The sequence below is a fragment of the Pedobacter sp. genome, assembly GCF_965279535.1.
In the GTDB taxonomy this organism is placed as follows: domain Bacteria; phylum Bacteroidota; class Bacteroidia; order Sphingobacteriales; family Sphingobacteriaceae; genus Pedobacter.
In genome coordinates, this window is the sequence record NZ_OZ257244.1 from 5,408,481 (window position 1) to 5,427,060 (window position 18,580).

An 18,580-nucleotide genomic window follows, 5' to 3' on the forward strand; every position below is an offset into this window, starting at 1 on the left:
ATACCTAAAAGGCTATGCTCTAAAATATTGCTTATTATGAGATTGATAACTGTGATTATGATAGCGTTTTTAACGCAGGTAAGTGCAGCAGCATTTAGCCAGCGTATTACGTTAAATCTTCGCAATGCCTCTCTTAAAACAGCACTGAAAGAGATTAGAAAACATAGTGGCTATGATTTTTATTACGATGGAAAGCTCATCGCTGATCAAAAAAACGTAAATATTGTGGTTGCCGATGCCAATTTAGAGGAAGTGCTTCGAAATGCGCTAAAGAATACCGATCTCACTTTTGAAATCGAAGGAAAAACGGTTTCCATTACCAGGAAAACCAAAGCAAATATAGTAGATAAATTACTTCGCATTCTGAACCTGATTGACGTTCAGGGATATGTGTTGGATGAACAGGGTAGTCCATTGGTTGGTGCATCTGTACGGGTTAAAGATGGCAGGGAAATAACAAATACCAACTCGGATGGATATTTTTATTTAAAAGGTATTGAAAAAGATGCTGTTTTGGTAATCAGCTTTGTTGGCTATCAAAATAGGGAAGTACAGGCCACTGCGCAAATGGGCAGGATAAAAATGGAGCTTACAGAAGCGAAGCTGGCAGAGGTAGATGTTACAGCTAATACAGGTTACCAGCGTATTCCCAAAGAAAGGGCTACAGGATCTTTTGGGGTAATTGGTGAAGAAACACTAAAAAACAAAATAACGGGTAATATCGTAGATCGGTTAGAGGGCTTGGTTAGCGGTTTTAATGTAAATATTAACCGTGCAGATGCAACGCTTGCACAAAACAGAAGTAATTTCAGCATACGGAGCCAGAGTACCATCCAGGCCAATGCTGCACCACTAATTGTGGTTGATAATTTTCCTACGGATTTTGATTTAAGTTACATTAATCCCGATGATGTTGAAAGCATTACGGTATTGAAAGACGCGGCCGCTGCCTCCATTTGGGGAGCCAGGGCAGCCAATGGTGTAGTGGTGGTAGTAACCAAAAAAGGCGCAATGAACAGCAAGTGGAAGGTTAACTTAAACACAGATTTAACCTTAACAAACAAACCCAGATTAGATTACCTTCCTATAATGGGGGCTGCTGAATATGTAGAATTTGAACGCGATCTAATGGCTAAAGGAAAAGTTTCAGATCCTACCAATGCACCACCTACAGCAGCTACTTTGCCACACTCAGCTGGTTTAACCATCTTAATTAAGCAAAAAAATGGATTAATGACCAATGCCGAAGCAGAAGCAGCGCTGGCTGCCTTGTCCAGTCATGATTATAAAACACAATATAACAGGTATTTACTTCAAAATCCTGTGTTGCAACAATATTCGCTTTCATTAAATGGTGGGGGTAGCAATAGCAGTACTTATTTGTCGGCTTCGTATGCCAACGAATTGCCTAATGCTACAGGGAATAAGACCAACCGGATGACCCTAAACTTATCACAAACGGTTAAATTCTTAAACAGATTTACCTTTATGGGTAATCTGCAGGCCAGTTCTTTTGGCATTGTAAATAACGGACTGGGTTTATCACCTTTAACGCCTGGGCCAACAACTTTTTTACCGTATGATCAAATTGTTGATGATAATGGTAATCCTGTAAATTTCTCCAGGGCTTATTATTATACCACACTTGATCGTTTTGAAAAATTAGGTTATCAGAACTGGCGCTATAACTATCTGGATGAACTGGCTAATTCGGACAGGACGAGTAAAAATGATTTTTATCGCAGTACTGTATCCCTTAGTGGTGATATTGTTAAAGGACTTTCGGTAAAGATTGAAGGAACTTTAGAAAAACAATATAACTACAACAGGAATTATTATAATGAAAATACTTACTTCACGAGAAATAACATTAACTCCACCACATCGGTTAATGCCACAGGAGCATTAGTTTATGGTTACCCAACCGGAGGAATTTTGCAGGAAGAACAGATTAATGGCAGCAATTATAATCTGCGCGGCCAGTTAGACTATAATGCCACTTTCAATAAAAGTACAATTAATGCCATTGCAGGTATTGAGATGAGGGAGGTATTTGCCAAGGGCTTTAATAATACCCGTTATGGATACAGTGATCGCGATTTAACTTCAAAGCCCGTAGCTTACGGAACGATTGTAAACGCAGCAATTGGTACAAGAACTTTGTTGGATCCTGCTACTAATAGCTGGAATCAAAATCGTTTCATGTCGTCATTTTTTAATGCCAGCTATACTTATGATAACCGGTATATTTTTTCTGCCAGTGCAAGGTTAGACGATACCAATCTTTTTGGCGCCAGTCAGTCTTATCGCATTACTCCGCTTTGGTCTTTAGGGGCAGCCTGGAATTTGACAAAAGAAAGCTGGATCAATACACCAAAATGGATCAATAACCTCAAACTCCGTACTACTTATGGTGTAAATGGAAATGTAGATTTAACCACCAGTCCTTATCTTATTTCTACTATTTTTCAAACTATAGATGTGAATACGCTTCAAAATTATGCGTTGATTACTACACCTGAAAATCCATACCTAACCTGGGAAAAAACAAAAACTTTAGATGTTGGATTGGATTTTGGTTTATTTAATGGAAAAGTTAGTGGAGCAATTGATTTTTACCACAAATCCAGTTATGACCTGCTGGGGGCGATGACCTTAAACCCTACATTAGGATTTACTACAGCAATTGTAAATACTGCGAATATGAAGGGTAAGGGTTTAGATGTAAACATTAATGTAAGGGTATTGAGAACCCGTGACTGGCAAATAGGCACAAGTTTAAACTATGGCTACAATACAACCGAAATTAGCAAAACCAGTGCGCAATTAAGTACGGCCAACTACTACTTGCTGGCTGGATCTGCTGCACCAATTGTGGGCCAGCCCGTTGATCGTTTATTTAGTTATCAATACGCAGGTTTAGATAATACTGGTCAGCCACAGGTTTTTAACGAAAAAGGAGAGGTCATCAAACAGAATGTTGCAGTAAATGTAAAAGATGCACTGGTTTATAGCGGGCGTACTACTCCGCCGCATTTTGGCGGCTGGACTACAAATTTTCAGTACAAAAAAATCTCATTATCTACCCTGGTTACCTATCAATTCGGGCATATATTCCGAAGACCATCAATAACGGATTACAATAATTATATTGCTCAGAAATCCCTGCACCGTGATGTAGCAATAAGATGGAGAACTGCCGGAGACGAAGCAAAAACAGCTATTCCTGGTCTGACAAGTGGAGGAGCAGTCTCAAATTACAACCGTTTTCTTCTTTCCGATTATCTGATTGAAAGTGCATCACATATTAGACTGCGTGAAGTGGTTTTGAGCTATGATATTATCAGCGGGAATAAACCTAACCAATTCATTAATAATTTAAGATTAAATATTCAGGGAAGAAACCTTGCCTTGTGGACAAAAAACAAACAGGGAATTGATCCAAACTTTATTCCTGCAACCGGCACCTTGGTTTTACCACCTGCTGCCTCATTTGCCTTGGGATTAAAAGCTCAATTTTAATTGTTAAAATTTAAACTTATAGCCATGTATAATACTAAATATATCTTGTTTTTTTTCATTATCAGCTTCGTATTTTCTTCCTGCAGGAAATATGTCGAGATTGAACCTAAAGGTAAAGTTGTCCCATCTGAAGTTCGTGATTATCGCCTGCTTTTAAATAACAGTGGAACCTTATTAAACGCCATAGGGATGAATGAGTACGGCACAGATGACATATCCTTCCTGGCAGATGTAAAACAGAAAGCTGCTGTAGGTGGCATAGCTAATAATTTATATGCCTGGAATACAATGATCTATAATCAGGATGAAAACGATGGAGAGTGGAATAATCTTTATAAACAGATTTATGTTGCCAATGTGGTGATTAATGGCATCCCTAAAGCCAAGCCAAGCAACGGCGTAAATGCCGATCAGGTTTTGGGAGAAGCTTTGGTGTTAAGGGCAGCTAATTATCTTTATTTAATTAATAGCTATGCGAAGGTTTATAATCCAGCTACAGCTGACACAGATGATGGAGTCCCGTTAATTCTTTTGCCAGACTTAGAAGCCAGCCTGGTTCGTGCAGATGTGCAGACGGTTTACAGTCAGATTTTAACAGATCTTAATGCAGCAGTAACTTTGTTAACCAATCCATTGGGCAATAGGTTTTTTGCAAGTAAGGCTTCAGCCTATGCGTTTTTAGCCAGAACATACCTCATGATGAGTGATTTTGAGAAAGCAAATCAAAATGCAACAGCATCATTGGCATTGATAAATACTTTGCAAGATTATAATACCTTGGTTACCAATACAAATGGTAATTTGGTTGTAATTCCTGATAACATTGTGCTTAATAAGGATAACATTGAAATTATTCAATGGCGACAAGCTGCAAATGGCTATGGCGGATTCTTCTTAAGCGATGAAGTTATAGGTTTATATCAAACAGGTGATATCCGTAAAACGTTAAATACTTTGCCAGCGACCATAATAGCAGGTATGGGCGGTACCATGTATAATGGTGAGTATAACTATAACACCGCTACATTACGCGGCAAGTCGGTAACGAGAAATGTAGGCCCAACAGTAGCGGAAATGATGTTAATCCAGGCCGAGTACCAGGCCAGATCTAACAATAACCCGGAAGCAATGAAAATTTTAAATGGCCTGAGGGTCAAGCGTTTTACACCCAGCACTTATGTGGCAATAACATCATCACCCAATATGCTTAAAACGGTTTTGGATGAGCGCCGACGCGAATTACTGATGCGGGGAGCCCGCTGGTTCGATTTACGCAGGTTTACCAAAGAGCCTGCTTTGGCTAAGGTACTGGTTCACCAGTATGCAGATGGCGGAAGATTTGAGCTTCAACCAGGAAGTCCGAAATACGTTTTACCCATTCCACCTAATGTAATTGCATCTTCTAACGAAATTAAACCGAACGAAAGGTAAGTAAACACACTTATTCACCCGATATTAATCCATAAAAGATGTTTAAAAAACAATCTATAGCCATGCTTATGCTTTTACCAGTCTTAAGCGTGGCGCAAACTAAACCTTATGCTTTAAAGGGCAGGCTCACAGATTCTGCCCTTAAGGGAACGATTATTTTACAGAAATATATTAATAATCAGATATTAAAAGATACTGCAAGGATTCAAAATGGTTTTTTTGAGTTTAAAGGATTTACGGATACACCAATTGCAGTTAACATTACCTTTTTAAGGGATGCTGATGTTTCAAGTGAAAAATCAGTCTCAAGAGACTTTCGTACAGTTTATATAGAAGCGGGAGTAATGGAAGTTGTAATTGCCGATTCCCTAAAAAATGCTTCCATTATCAACTCAAAAATTAATGATGATTATGGAAAATTCAAAAAAAGCACTGAAGTGACTGATGCGCAGATTACTAAACTAAGAATGCAATATTATCAGCAGAAAAAAGAGCAAAAAGACAGTTCGCAGCTCAATCAAACCTCCAGTGAGATAGAACGTTTAACGGCAATAAAAAGGCAAACCTGGGTAGATTACATTAAACAAAACCCCGACTCTTATTTTAGTTTGCAAGCTTTAAAGGAAGTAAGCTTTCCATTTCTTGATCCTGCATTTGCCGGACCGCTTTACGATCAGCTTAGTAGCAGGGTTAAACAATACAAGCTGGCCAAAGAACTAAATAAACTAATTAAATCAACAGAGAAAGTTGCGAAGGGAAAAATCGCACCAAACTTTACCCATCCCGACGCTAAAGGAAAAATGATCAGTTTGGCAGATTTTAAAGGCAAATACGTGCTTTTGGATTTTTGGGCTTCCTGGTGTATGCCTTGCAGAGCAGAGGCTCCTTTTTTACGAAAAGCTGCTGAGACATTCAGTGCTAAAAATTTCATGGTTCTTGGAGTATCAATAGATGTTAGTAAGGATAGAGAGAAATGGACAAAGGCATTAAAAGACGATCAAAGTCCAGGTATTCAGTTAAATGATGCAGATAAAAGTAATGTTAAAGGAGCAAATAGCTTATATGGTATTACGGCAATTCCGGCGAACTTCTTAATTGGCCCTGATGGAAAGATTATAGACACAAATCTCAGGGGTGAAGACTTAGAGAAAAGACTTTTAGAAATAATAAAATAAATGAATAAAAAGAGAAAGCCATGTATTAACAACGATTATCTCTTTACCAATCGCCCGTTGATTAACCTGCCTTACCTGTTTTTGAGGTAGGGTAGGTTTCAATTTCACGATTAAATGTTTACGACTCTCAACCCGATCGAATGGAATTACTGCCCTCCATTCAATTTTTAGAGGTTGTTATTTGTGATCATACAAAGAAAATGTGAGGAATGTAATACTTAAATAAAGTATATATATGCAAAATTGAGGCGCAGTCGGAGTAGGGACCGGTCTGAACCAAAATGAAAACATATATCAACCATTCTAATCACCCGTAGATTGACTGGCCAATTCCTGATATTCAGGTTTGGTCAGTTATTTCCGGCGGATATTTTTAAAAACGCTAAATAGTCCATGTTGAATCTTGAAAGCTCAGGCATCCATTGCCTGGGCTTTTGTCGTTATTTCCGGGCCTGCATTAATAATAAACTGCATTGACTTTTAAAATTTTCACTTTTAAATTTTATTCTATACAGATTTAAGTCTTTCTTCCTATATTACTTTTTGTAAATGTTTTTGATTGACTGAATCTCGGTTAAAGGTTATACCGGGTTTGACGCTAACGAACACATTTAAAAAGCTAACCAAATAATCATTTAATGCTAATTTAACAAAGAGGGTGCTTAAGATTCATCTGAAGATTAGTTCCTTGGGTTTGAGTCTGTATACCATCACCATTTCAAGTTTAGAAGTTAAAGTAAGTTAACACAGCCTTCACATTCTGAGATTAGCTTTGCGGCAATCTAAGGAATCTAGGAAATAAATAATAAAACGATTTAGAGTCTTTACTAATTTAACTAAAAATGAAAAAACCTTTACTGTTAAGGCAGAAGGTTATGGTATGTGCTTCAATTGCGAGTTTGCTCACAAATGCAATTGCTGTACCTGCCATGGCTATTCCCCACCTAAGCGATTCTCCTTACATCGCAAAAACACAAGCAACCGGAACAATCAGTGGAAAAGTGGTTGATGAGCGGGGCGAACCGCTTCCTGGAGCCAGCATCCTGATTAAGGAAATTAACAAAGTAGTTCAGAGTACCGGTAATGGATCCTTTAGTATCAATGTTCCGGAAGGTACTTACAACGTTTCAGTAACATTCATTTCCTACACCACAGTTACCTTCAATAAAGTTGTTGTTAAAGGAGGAGAAAATACACCACTCAATGTAACTTTAAAAGGAGAAACAGGAACCCTTAACGAGGTTCTTGTGGTTGGATATGGTACCCAAAAGAGAGAGAATGCAACCGGGGCAGTCGATCAGATTTCATCTAAAAGCTTAGAAAACAGACCGATTACGAACCTGACTCAGGGTTTGCAAGGACAGCTTCCTAACTTAAACCTTAAAATGTTAGATGGTAAGCCAACTCAATCGCCTAGCTATAACATCAGGGGTACAACTTCTATTGGACAGGGCGGTAGTGCATTAATTTTGATTGATGGTTTTGAAGGCGATCCCAGCTTGCTTAATCCTAACGATATTGAAACCGTATCTATCCTGAAAGATGCTGCTTCAGCCGCTATCTATGGTGCAAGGGGTGTGTTTGGGGTAGTATTGATTACCACCAAAAAAGGTGAAAAAGGACGTACAAGTGTATCTTATTCAACAAATTATGCCATAAAATCGCCGATTACAAGACCTGACTTTGTTACAGACGGTTATACCTGGGCAAAAATGTTTGCTGAGGCATTTGTGAACGGCGATGGAGCTTTTCCGCAAAATGCCAATAAAACACAAAAGTTTTCACAAGCTTATCTGGATGAATTTAAACGAAGAGTAGAGTCTGGCCAACCTTATAACCAGATAGAGGTAAACCCAACCACCGGTGAATACACTTATTACGGTAGTACGGATTATTACGCAGAATTGTATAAGGATAACACCGCTGCATTTGAGAATAACATTTCAGTAAGTGGGGGGAGTGATAAGGCAACTTTCCTCGTTTCTGGCCGGTTCTTAAATCAGGATGGATTATTCAGGTACAATAGCGACGATTATGCGATGAAAAACATCCGTGCAAGAGGGTCAGTACAGGTTTTTCCCTGGCTAAGCATCGAAAATAACGCTGACTATTCGATCATGAAATACCATAACCCCATTAACGTGGGCGAGGGTGGCGGTATCTGGAGAAATATCGCGGATGAAGGAAAACCGACAATGCCGCTATTTAACCCTGATGGATCGTTAACTTTTGCTTCTGCGTATACTGTAGGCGATTTCTTTTATGGGAAAAATGGAATCGATAATACCCGTGAGGTATTCAGAAACATTACTGGTTTGAGAACTAATTTTTTTAATAATAAATTCCGCGTAAATGCTGATTTCACCTTCCGAAATACAGATAACGACAGGGAGCAAAAACGAGTTCAGGTACCTTACAGCAATTTTCGTGGTGTAACCGCTTATGTAGGCACTACAACTAACGACTTGTTATTCGATTTAAGGGAAACCCGATACCTGGCAACCAATATATATGCAGAATTCGAAGACCATTTCGGAAAGGATCATTACTTAAAAGCAATGGCCGGCTATAACTACGAACAATCTACCTATAACCGCGTATCGGTACAGCGTAATGGTCTTATTTTTGAAGATGCTACAGATCTTAATCTGGCTTTGGGCCAGTCTATAACCACCGGAGGCGGATATGAGCAGTGGGCTATTCTGGGCGGATTCTCCAGATTAAACTATGCATTCAAAGATCGTTACCTTATTGAATTAAATGCCCGTTATGACGGATCTTCAAAATTCCCATCTGATCAGCGCTATGGATTTTTCCCTTCAGTTTCTGCAGGCTGGAGAATCAATAAAGAATCATTCTGGAATGTTTCAGATAAATTGATTTCTGATTTGAAGTTAAGAGCTTCTTATGGTTCGCTTGGAAATGGTAATATAGCTTCTTATGCTTTTCAGGAGATTTTTAATATCAGCCAGTCAGGTGTTATATTAAATGGCTCAAGGCCACAAACTACCCGAAATCCGTTGGTATTGCCTGATGGGTTAACCTGGGAAACCTCTACTACAAGTAACTTTGGTATAGATTTAACCATGCTTTCGGGCCGTTTAACCTTTACCGGGGATGCTTATATCCGTAAAACAACCGATATGTTTACGTTTGGATTAACGCCTCCGGCAGTATTTGGGGCAGATGTACCCAAAGGTAACTACGCCGATTTGACCACACGTGGCTGGGAAGCTACACTGAGCTGGAATGATCGGGTAGGTAATTCTGCGAAACCATTTAAATACAATGTAAGGCTTACCTTATCGGATAATAAAACCAAGATTGATAAGTATAATAATCAGGATAAGTTGCTGAGTGATTACTATGAAGGTCAAACTTTAGGTGAAATCTGGGGTTATGAAACTGAAGGTTTCTTTATTGATGCTGCGGATATTGCATCTCATGCAAAACAAGACCCACAAATGCGTGCTTCACCATCCGGGCTTTGGTTTCCTGGTGATATCAAATTGAGAGATCTTAACGGTGATGGTTTCATTAATGTTGGCGAAAATAAAGTCGGTAAATCTGGTGATAGAAGAATTATTGGTAATTCAGCACCAAGATACATGTACGGAATCAATCTGGGCGCAGAATGGCATAATATCTCATTCTCTGTATTCTTCCAGGGTGTGGGTAAGCAACAGTGGTATCCAAGTACAGAAACCGAGATGTTCTGGGGTCAGTATAACCGCCCATACAATAATATACCAACATTTCATTTAGGTAATATGTGGACACCAACCAATACAGACGCCTATTTTCCACGTACCATGTCAAGAGCGGCCTCTAGTAATACCAACAGAACATTGGGGGTAGCCCAAACCCGTTACCTGCAAAATGTGGCCTACCTCAGAATGAAGAACATTCAGGTAGGGTATACGCTACCTACTAAATGGGTAAACCGTATTGGCGCACGCAATGCAAAAGTGTTTTTCTCAGGAGAGAATCTTTACACCTATTCTCCAATGTATAAAATCGTAAAAAATACAATTGATGTAGAAAATGCAGTGCCTTCAGATCAGGATTTGAATTCGGGAAGCACCAATGGCGACGGATATAACTATCCATTATTGAAAAGTTTCTCTTTTGGATTAAACATAGGTTTTTAATCGCTGGTAATAACATAAAATGATCAAAATGAAAAATAAATATATATGGGTTTTGTTGGGCGGTTTGAGTTTAGCTGCCTGCAAAAAGCTAGATCAACAACCCGAATCAACAGCCTCTAAACAAGCTGTTTTCGGTACTGAAAATGGCTTAAAATTGTATACCAATTCCTTTTATGGTATGGATCTTATGCCGAAGAATTCAACTAGCCAGGATGCAATGTCTGATTACCTGGCGGTAAAATCTGTCCAGGATTTTATTCGTGAAGGCGGCTTCGCGGCAAATAACAGCTCTGGCTGGACCTGGAGAGATTTAAGGAACATCAACTATTTTATCGAAAACTGTAATGATCCGGCTGTTCCTGCATCCGTTCGGAATAACTATTTAGGCATTGCACGTTATTTTAGGGCATACTTTTACATGGAGAAGGTAAAGCGTTTCGGCGATGTGCCCTGGATTAATAAAGCACTGGAAATTGATGATCCAACCTTAAATGCTGGCCGTGATAAGCGGGAACTGGTAATGGATTCGGTGTTGGCAGATATTAATTTTGCTTGTAATAACATTTCGGTAACAAATGACGCCAGTAGAACAACAGTAAGCAAATGGGTTGCTTATGCTTTTAAATCAAGAGTATGCCTTTTTGAAGGTACTTTCAGAAAATACCATACCGAATTGGGCTTAACCAGCTCGGCAAATAAGTGGTTAGATGATGCCGCAACAGCTGCCGACCAGATTATCAAAAATGGTGGTTATTCATTAAATACAGCTGGCGGCCCGGGCGCATCTTATCGTCAGGTATTTACAAGTAATACGCCTTTAGCCAATGAAGTATTGCAAGCAGCGGTGGCTGATGTTAACCTGGGGGTTTTGAACGAAGCCAACTGGTGGTGGACAAGTGGTACCTATGGCGCAAAGGCCAGTTTTACGCGTACCTTTATCAATACTTACCTGAAGTTGGATGGAACACCTTTTACGAATGATCCGGCTTATCCGACCATGTTATTCAAAGATGAGGTTAAAAATCGCGACCTGAGATTAAAGCAAACCATTCGCATGGGAGATTATAAGCGCATTACCAACGGACAGCAAATACCTGCTCCACCAGTATTTTCTTACACCTTTACCGGCTATCAGCCTATTAAATGGACGCTGGATGACACTTATTTTGATGCCGGAGCTTTAAATACTAATGCAGTGGCTTTATATCGCTATGCGGAAGTATTGTTGAACTATGCAGAAGCTAAGGCCGAGTTGGGAACGTTAACCAATGCAGATTGGGCACTAACCATTGGTGCATTAAGATCAAGAGCTGGAATTACCGGTGGATTGACCACTAAACCAACTGTTGCCGATCCTTATCTCATTACAAACTATTTTCCCGGAATTACAGATCCAACCTTGTTAGAAATCAGAAGAGAAAGAGGAATAGAGTTGAGCTTAGAAGGTTTACGTTTTCCAGATTTGCTAAGGTGGAAAAGAGGGCCTTTGATGGAACAAGAGTGGAATGGCTTTTATGTGCCGGCTTTAAATACACCAATGGATTTGAATGAAGATGGGATTCTGGATGTTGCTTTTTACCAGGGAACACGACCTAACCCCGGTGTAAGCGGTGTAACGTATGTAGATGTTTCTGCGAAAATTGGTAATGCTGTAAATTCTCAATTGCTTAAGAATGGTACTTCAGGAGAATTAATCTGGATGAATGAAATTCCTAGAAAATGGAATGAGCGAAATTATTATTATCCGATTCCTTTAGCTGATCTTCAACGTAATCCTAATTTAAAACAAAATCCAGGCTGGCAATAAAGATTGAGCCCATTTGGATGGAATGCCGAGTACAAATACAAACAAACCCAAAGTGCAATGCAGCTTTGGGTTTGTTTATAAAAAATGCGTGGAGATTAAAATTTGATTGCTAATTTTTCCGAAATTAGCGTGTTATCTTTATAGTACTCAAAAAACCAATTTCCATTTTTCTTTAGCACTACTCCATTTACACTACCTTTGGTTGCAATAAAGCACTCTTCTAAAGAACTTTTCAATAGCGTCATCACAATTTTTGGTGCAGCATCTATTAACTGGAAGCCATTGGCTATAGGTTGTGCATATAGAAGCCCTTCTGTTTGAACAGCAGTTTGTACAGATGGCGTAGCTGCAATAACTGGTTGCGGAGCTGAGACAGGCGCTTTAGTTTCAGGTTTTGTTGATGCCGGAACAGCAGCAGTTTCAGTCACATCACCAGCAGCATAGCGGAAATCTTCGAAAGAAGTAAAGGCATCCCGCATTGCAGCGTTGTACGAAGATTTATACTCTTTCTCCCTGCTTTTACCCTCTTTGCTTTTTAACAGAACATTTCCTTTACAGTCTTTTAGTAAAATAGTAAGGTTGGTAACGAACATGGTGTTTTTTTCCAATACATCAGCAGTTAATGTTTTACACTTATCGTTTGCTATTTCGGCAGGCAGCTGAGCGTTGTCAAAATATACCTTAAAGCCCTTATCTTCAAAAAGTGCTTTAACCAATACGTTTAAATTGTATTGATTGGGTTCTTTCAGAAAGCTAAATTTTTCAGGAACAATTACATATTTATATGTATCCTGAATAGATTGAGCCTGTAAAGCAGTTGAGAATGCTAAAAAAAGAATAAAAAGATATTTTTTCATAACCAAGGATGAGGGAAGATTAGAATTTCAATTTATACAAATTTAGCAATATTTACCCATTCAATCATGCATTTCTTCCCAAGCCTAAAATCTGCTCCTTATACCTGCCCGGTAAAATCAAATTCCTGATTGTATGATCAATCTTTAATTTCCTGCTTAATTTGTAAAGCCAGAGAATTGGGATTACAGACTTTCCTTTACCCAATTGAAGCAATTGATTTACGCGCCCGGGAACAATCAAGGCTTGTATTTCGTGCATAAGTAAGTATCTTAGTTTTCCAAGGTGTTTTTGATATTGAAGGTAAAGATCTTTTGAAAAGTGAGTGTAAGCTAAATTTTCTTTTAACTGCTGTGCATGTTTGATTTGCCAGTCATTGAAATTCTCAGGAAGTTCATTTATTTTCATCCTGTTACCCACGCGAAAAAAAGTATCATATACTTCTTCTTTTTCATCTTGGCTAAGCTTTCTCTCCAGCAACTCGAAAGCCTGTATGGAGTAATTGATTAACATAAAAAGTACATCTCTATAAGCCCAATCCGGAATTTTAGCATTTCTGGCCGTTTCAACTTGTTCGTGAATCAGTGTGATCTGATCTATAGCTGCATGAGCCTGATCCGATGTAGAAAAAACTATTTTCTGGGCATAGGCCACAGTAGAAAATAACCGGCCCAAAGGATCTTTTGGCAGTTTTCCAGTAAAATATAACCAATCAACGGCTTTATTCAGGCTGAATTCTGCGGCTGCCCCGGCAAAAATGAAAAGTACAGTATCTGTTTTACCCCATATCTGTCGGACAATAGAATCCTTGCTCACAAAATTCATTACCTAAAAGTCTCCAATTTTTTTGAAAGTATAATACTGTATTTTATAAAGCACTTTGTTTTTCAAAGTAAGTAAAAAATATGCACTCTTCCAAAACATTTTCTCCTGATTTTAAGTTGGAATACAGTGAAGAGGTAGCTAAAATGTCATGATCAATAATCAAATACTCCTGTTCGAACTATTTTTACCATTAAAATAGGGCTTTATTTCTTTCCTAAGCAGCAAAGTTATGTCAACCTAAACATACAGGTTGTTTTTATTAAAGGCAGGCCAAATTTAATTCAGAAGTTATACTTCAAAATTTGCCTTTGTGTTTTTTGTTAATTTCAGAATTATTTATTCCGTTTACACCCGAATTTATTTAAAAAAATAAAAAATAGTCATTTTGATCAGCGTTTGATTTTTACTTCCGGTTATACAAGCTTATAGCTTTGAGTGCTGAATTGAAATAAACAAATGGTACAGTGTTTGTATTTGATGCACAATCGTTGTCTATTAAGTTACTAAAACGCATTACTATGAATTTCTTTTCGATAGTTACACCTTTGGGGAGGGGAGAAAAGGCGGATGATTAGGTTAGGTAAAATTATACATCTGGAAAAAGATCAGGGTCTGATTGTGGATGAAAACGAGCAGGATATTCCATTTGATACACTGGATTGCCCTGATGGACTTTATATTGGAGCTGAAGTTTCTTTTCGGATTATTTTGGCTCTGGATGGGCTAATGGCCGCTCAGATTTGTTTATTAAGTATATAAGCCCAAATGAGCTGAATTAGTACATAAAAAAGAAAGCAGGACGTCTCCGCCCTGCGCCTTGTCATCACCCGTCCATCCGGAACGCAGTTTGTATTATTAGTAATACTCAACAAAAATGTGGATTCTGAAGCGTTTATACCAAGTGTTATTGATCAAAGCGTCGATTTTGTCGATTTAAACTAATGATCTGTCGATCTGCAATAAGATCCTTCTTGTAAATTGTAATAAAAGTTTTATCTCTGCGTAATCTAAACCAATTCTGCTGTTGCTGTTATTTAGAAATTTCACCGCAAGCAAAATATTTTGTATGAGAATGCCTGTTGTTTAAGCAATAATTGTTTGAATTTCGTAACCATTTATTTGAATTCCATAATGGCCCGATAACAATTGTAACTTACCTTTGTTATGGTAATTACTGTAAAATAAGAATTATGATAACAACAAAAGGATATGCGGCACAAAGTCCTGGAACAGACCTTGCGCCATGGAATTTCGAACGTAGAGAAGTAGGACCACACGATGTTCAGTTTGAAATTCTTTTTTGTGGCGTTTGCCACTCCGATCTTCATCAGATTAAAAATGATTGGTTTCCAGGTATTTTTCCTATGGTACCAGGCCATGAAATTGTTGGCCGCGTAACTAAAGTAGGTGATCATGTAAAGAAATTTAAAGTAGGTGATCTTGCAGGCACCGGGTGTATGGTAGATTCTTGTCAGGTTTGCGAAAACTGCAAACAAGATCTGGAACAGTATTGCCTGGAAGGAAATACCCAGACTTACAATGGTCTTGAGCGTGATGGTAAAACGCCAACTTACGGTGGTTATTCTGATACCATCGTAGTAAGAGAAGAGTTTGTACTAAAAGTAGCTGAAAATTTAAACCTCGCTGCGGTTGCGCCTTTACTTTGTGCAGGTATCACTACTTATTCGCCATTGCGCCACTGGAAAGTAGGTAAAGGACATAAACTGGCGGTATTAGGGCTTGGTGGATTAGGGCATATGGCAGTTAAATTTGGTGTCGCATTTGGCGCTGAGGTAACGGTATTAAGTACTTCACCAAAAAAAGAAGAAGATGCTAAAAAATTAGGCGCACATCACTTTGTGGTAACAACGGATCCAGCACAAGTGGAAGCAGCCAAAGGTAAATTTGATTTTATCCTCGATACCGTTTCAGCCGAGCATGATTTTAACCTTTATCTATCTTTATTGAGGACAAACGGGACGCACATTTGTGTGGGCGTGCCACCTAAACCCGCACAAATTAATGCATTCAGTTTATTGGGTGGTAGAAAAAGTTTAGCCGGATCAGGCATTGGTGGAATTAAAGAAACCCAGGAAATGCTTGATTTCTGTGCCGAAAATAACATCGTCTCAGATATCGAAATGATTGATATTAAAGATATTCATAATGCTTACGAGCGAATGGAAAAGGGTGATGTTCGTTACAGGTTTGTAATTGATATGGCCACTTTGTAGGCCTGCACACTTAATACCATCAAAGACCACCAAAGCACCTAAGTGTATGTAGAATATTCTTACAATTACATTTAGGTGCCTTTTTAATGCCATCCCAGCTTGCTAATTTTTGTCAGATACTCATGGGTGAGAATAAATAATAACCTGTAGCAGGGTTCTAAGTCTCTTATCATGGTCAAGAATAATCGACCTGCTTTCAAATCACATCTGCTATTCCTGTACCAATTGGACTGCCGCTACTTTAGCCTCTTCCCACCAGTTTAACGGAAACCTGATTTCATCAACAGAGCTGGCAATCATGTCAGGTTTAAAGGCATAGTGCCCTAATCTATCCTTGTTAGAGATGCCAGACAATACCAGGATCGTTTTATATCCCATTTGTATGCCTCCCTGAATGTCTGTTTCCATAGTGTCGCCTATAACGGTTGTTCCGCTGGTTTCCAGACCTAAAAACTTTCTGGCCGACCTCATCATCACCGGACTTGGTTTTCCCGTTACAAAAGCTTTTCGCCCTGTGGCTTCTTCAATCATGGCAGTGGTAGCAGCAATTCCAAGATTATTCCAGCCGGGTCTTTTAGGAGATGGATCACGGTTAGTGGTAATAAATTTTGCACCTGCCAGAATCATATCTACCGCACGTTGCACCATTTCAAGGGTGAAGTTTCGTCCTTCTCCAAGTACTACAAATTCAGGGTCGGTATTTACAAGTGTTATTCCATTGGCGTGTAAACTGCTTAATAATCCACCCTCACCAAGAACATAGGCCGTTCCATTTGGGCTCTGATCGGACAGGAACTTGGCCGTAGCCATGGCACTCGTATACACATGACTTTCATCTACTGTAATCCCAAGTCCTTTTAGCTTACGAACCACCTCAAGGCTTGTTCTCTGGCTGTTGTTGGTCATGAATGCGAAAGGAATATCTTCATCGAGCAGATTTTTGATGAATTTATCTGCACCAAATATGAGTGCCTCTCCGCTGTAAATCACACCATCCATGTCTATTAATAATCCTTGTTTCATGTTTTTATAATTTTATTTAAATGTAAAGGGGTACCATTTTCCTCCAGTAATGTGGGCGATGGGCGTTACTTTCCCAGGTGTGAAAATGGTTGCTGATTCCTTTTTGCCACAGTACACTGCTTAAATATTGATTTCCGTTCAGAAAAGGATCTGTTTCACCTACAGCAATAATAATTTCCATTTTTCGAAGGGCATCTAAAAGATAGTCGTCATTTAAATTGCTTAAAAACTGACTAGGCATATTGTAATACACGGTTTCATTGCGGAAACCGCTTAACAGGTCTTGAAAATCTCCTGGTGCTTCTGTGAGGTCGTACCGACCACTAATGCCCACAGTTTTCTTAAACAGCTGAGGATATTTCATTGCTAAGTTGATGGCATGATAGGCACCCATACTACATCCTGCGGTAGCGAGAAAATCACCATCATTTTTAAGCTGGATAAGGGGAATAACCTCGTCTAAAAGATATTTCTCATACTGAAGATGACGCTCGATACGCATGGACGGGAATACATAATGATTGTAAAAACTTTCCCCATCTATACTATCTACACAAAAAAGTTGAAGCTGGCCACTGTTAATCTGATCTTTTAGTGAATCAACAATGCCCCAGTTTTCGTAATCATAAAACCTGGCCATCCGGGTAGGGAAGAAGAGAATAGCCCTTCCGGCGTGCCCAAAAATTAAAAGCTCCATGTCCCTTTGCAGGCTATTGCTGAACCATTTATGGTATTCCCTGTTCATCGCTAAAATCTTTGAGAGAAAATTAGCGCTCTGATATTATTTACATATTAATAAAAGGTAATGATTAACCTAATTTTTCGGTTATAACCAACTTCCATAAACGATAACCTGCTTCGCTTAAATGTAAGCCATCATGATCGAAATAAGCAGGATTAGGATTTCCATCTTTATCAAGCATCCTTTTAAATACATCAATAAACTTCCAGTTTCCATTAATCCTGATAATCTCGCTCTCAATCAGGTTGTTAGTGTATTTGAATCTATCGGCCATATGCCACCTGGATATACTGGGCTTAAGTGAAATAAAATAACAGGGAAGCAAGCCAAACTTCATATTAGCCTTTACCACTAATTGTTGAAAGAATATGAATATCTCTTCGGGATTTCTGCCGTCACCCAAATCATTATCCCCAGCGTAAACAATCAAGGCTTTAGGCTTATAATCCATCATAATGCGTTCGAAAAACCAAACGCAAGCAGCGAGAGTAGAACCACCAAAACCTAAATTGGTAACCTTTTTATCTGCAAAATCGCTTGTTAACGAATGCCATAAACGGATGGAAGAGCTTCCATAAAATAGGATGCCTGGATCCTGTTTATTGGCAAAGTGCCTGCGTTCCAATTGTTTTACCTCTTCTTCGTACCAGTACATATGAATTAAAGATAGCTACTTTAGATTGCGATAGATTTGTTGGTATGTTAAGTTTATGTGTATTTATGAAGTAAACCATTCTATAATTCTCTCATTCCCTAATTCTCTCATTCAATCATTCCCTCAATCTCTCATTTTCTTTTACTTATAGATTTTGACT

General features: G+C 38.8%; 12 protein-coding genes. 7 read left to right on the top strand and 5 right to left on the bottom strand.

Annotated features, from left to right (window positions below):
- Positions 1–36 precede the first annotated feature (36 nt).
- The 5 genes from ACQY77_RS22385 to ACQY77_RS22405 all read left to right on the top strand — a co-directional run bounded on the left by ACQY77_RS22385 (position 37) and on the right by ACQY77_RS22405 (position 12,086).
- Positions 37–3,522 (top strand): SusC/RagA family TonB-linked outer membrane protein, encoded by a 3,486-nt coding sequence (locus tag ACQY77_RS22385; RefSeq protein WP_421940092.1) that lies wholly within the window; start codon positions 37–39, stop codon positions 3,520–3,522.
- 24 nt (positions 3,523–3,546) lie between these two features.
- A complete protein-coding gene (locus ACQY77_RS22390; protein WP_421940091.1) occupies positions 3,547–4,953 on the top strand; it encodes a RagB/SusD family nutrient uptake outer membrane protein in 1,407 nt (468 codons plus the stop codon).
- A 38-nt stretch (positions 4,954–4,991) separates the two neighbouring features.
- Positions 4,992–6,128, top strand: a complete 1,137-nt coding sequence (locus tag ACQY77_RS22395) for a redoxin domain-containing protein (protein ID WP_421940090.1) — start codon at positions 4,992–4,994, stop codon at positions 6,126–6,128.
- A gap of 842 nt (positions 6,129–6,970) precedes the next feature.
- Positions 6,971–10,279, top strand: coding sequence for a SusC/RagA family TonB-linked outer membrane protein (locus ACQY77_RS22400; RefSeq protein ID WP_421940089.1), 3,309 nt, complete (start codon positions 6,971–6,973; stop codon positions 10,277–10,279).
- Between the two features lie 28 nt (positions 10,280–10,307).
- Positions 10,308–12,086, top strand: a complete 1,779-nt coding sequence (locus tag ACQY77_RS22405; protein ID WP_421940088.1) for a RagB/SusD family nutrient uptake outer membrane protein — start codon at positions 10,308–10,310, stop codon at positions 12,084–12,086.
- 95 nt (positions 12,087–12,181) lie between these two features.
- Here the strand turns inward: ACQY77_RS22405 and ACQY77_RS22410 are convergent, their stop codons facing one another.
- Positions 12,182–12,943: a hypothetical protein gene (locus ACQY77_RS22410; protein WP_421940087.1), complete on the bottom strand. Its 762-nt coding sequence runs from the start codon at positions 12,941–12,943 to the stop codon at positions 12,182–12,184.
- Between the two features lie 64 nt (positions 12,944–13,007).
- A complete protein-coding gene (locus ACQY77_RS22415; protein WP_421940086.1) occupies positions 13,008–13,766 on the bottom strand; it encodes an oxygenase MpaB family protein in 759 nt (252 codons plus the stop codon).
- Between the two features lie 567 nt (positions 13,767–14,333).
- On the opposite strand from ACQY77_RS22415, the gene ACQY77_RS22420 reads away from it, so the two are divergent.
- Positions 14,334–14,525, top strand: a complete 192-nt coding sequence (locus ACQY77_RS22420; RefSeq protein WP_421940085.1) for a hypothetical protein — start codon at positions 14,334–14,336, stop codon at positions 14,523–14,525.
- A 431-nt stretch (positions 14,526–14,956) separates the two neighbouring features.
- The gene (locus ACQY77_RS22425; RefSeq protein ID WP_421940084.1) at positions 14,957–16,000 is read left to right on the top strand and encodes an NAD(P)-dependent alcohol dehydrogenase; all 1,044 of its coding nucleotides are present in this window, start codon (positions 14,957–14,959) and stop codon (positions 15,998–16,000) included.
- A 210-nt stretch (positions 16,001–16,210) separates the two neighbouring features.
- Here ACQY77_RS22425 and ACQY77_RS22430 read toward each other — a convergent pair whose 3' ends face one another.
- From ACQY77_RS22430 to ACQY77_RS22440, 3 genes are all read right to left on the bottom strand, one after another.
- The gene (locus ACQY77_RS22430) at positions 16,211–17,023 is read right to left on the bottom strand and encodes an HAD-IIA family hydrolase (RefSeq protein ID WP_421940083.1); all 813 of its coding nucleotides are present in this window, start codon (positions 17,021–17,023) and stop codon (positions 16,211–16,213) included.
- A 16-nt stretch (positions 17,024–17,039) separates the two neighbouring features.
- The gene (locus ACQY77_RS22435) at positions 17,040–17,768 is read right to left on the bottom strand and encodes an esterase family protein (RefSeq protein ID WP_421940082.1); all 729 of its coding nucleotides are present in this window, start codon (positions 17,766–17,768) and stop codon (positions 17,040–17,042) included.
- 64 nt (positions 17,769–17,832) lie between these two features.
- The gene (locus tag ACQY77_RS22440) at positions 17,833–18,420 is read right to left on the bottom strand and encodes a GDSL-type esterase/lipase family protein (protein ID WP_421940081.1); all 588 of its coding nucleotides are present in this window, start codon (positions 18,418–18,420) and stop codon (positions 17,833–17,835) included.
- Positions 18,421–18,580 lie beyond the last annotated feature (160 nt).

What these genes read in the sequence shown, in the direction of transcription:
- ACQY77_RS22385 (WP_421940092.1), top strand. Translation starts at nt 37, where the DNA reads ATGAGATTGATAACTGTGATTATGATAGCGTTTTTAACGCAGGTAAGT.
- ACQY77_RS22390 (WP_421940091.1), top strand. Translation starts at nt 3,547, where the DNA reads ATGTATAATACTAAATATATCTTGTTTTTTTTCATTATCAGCTTCGTA.
- ACQY77_RS22395 (WP_421940090.1), top strand. Translation starts at nt 4,992, where the DNA reads ATGTTTAAAAAACAATCTATAGCCATGCTTATGCTTTTACCAGTCTTA.
- ACQY77_RS22400 (WP_421940089.1), top strand. Translation starts at nt 6,971, where the DNA reads ATGAAAAAACCTTTACTGTTAAGGCAGAAGGTTATGGTATGTGCTTCA.
- ACQY77_RS22405 (WP_421940088.1), top strand. Translation starts at nt 10,308, where the DNA reads ATGAAAAATAAATATATATGGGTTTTGTTGGGCGGTTTGAGTTTAGCT.
- ACQY77_RS22410 (WP_421940087.1), bottom strand. Translation starts at nt 12,943, where the DNA reads ATGAAAAAATATCTTTTTATTCTTTTTTTAGCATTCTCAACTGCTTTA.
- ACQY77_RS22415 (WP_421940086.1), bottom strand. Translation starts at nt 13,766, where the DNA reads ATGAATTTTGTGAGCAAGGATTCTATTGTCCGACAGATATGGGGTAAA.
- ACQY77_RS22420 (WP_421940085.1), top strand. Translation starts at nt 14,334, where the DNA reads ATGATTAGGTTAGGTAAAATTATACATCTGGAAAAAGATCAGGGTCTG.
- ACQY77_RS22425 (WP_421940084.1), top strand. Translation starts at nt 14,957, where the DNA reads ATGATAACAACAAAAGGATATGCGGCACAAAGTCCTGGAACAGACCTT.
- ACQY77_RS22430 (WP_421940083.1), bottom strand. Translation starts at nt 17,023, where the DNA reads ATGAAACAAGGATTATTAATAGACATGGATGGTGTGATTTACAGCGGA.
- ACQY77_RS22435 (WP_421940082.1), bottom strand. Translation starts at nt 17,768, where the DNA reads ATGAACAGGGAATACCATAAATGGTTCAGCAATAGCCTGCAAAGGGAC.
- ACQY77_RS22440 (WP_421940081.1), bottom strand. Translation starts at nt 18,420, where the DNA reads ATGTACTGGTACGAAGAAGAGGTAAAACAATTGGAACGCAGGCACTTT.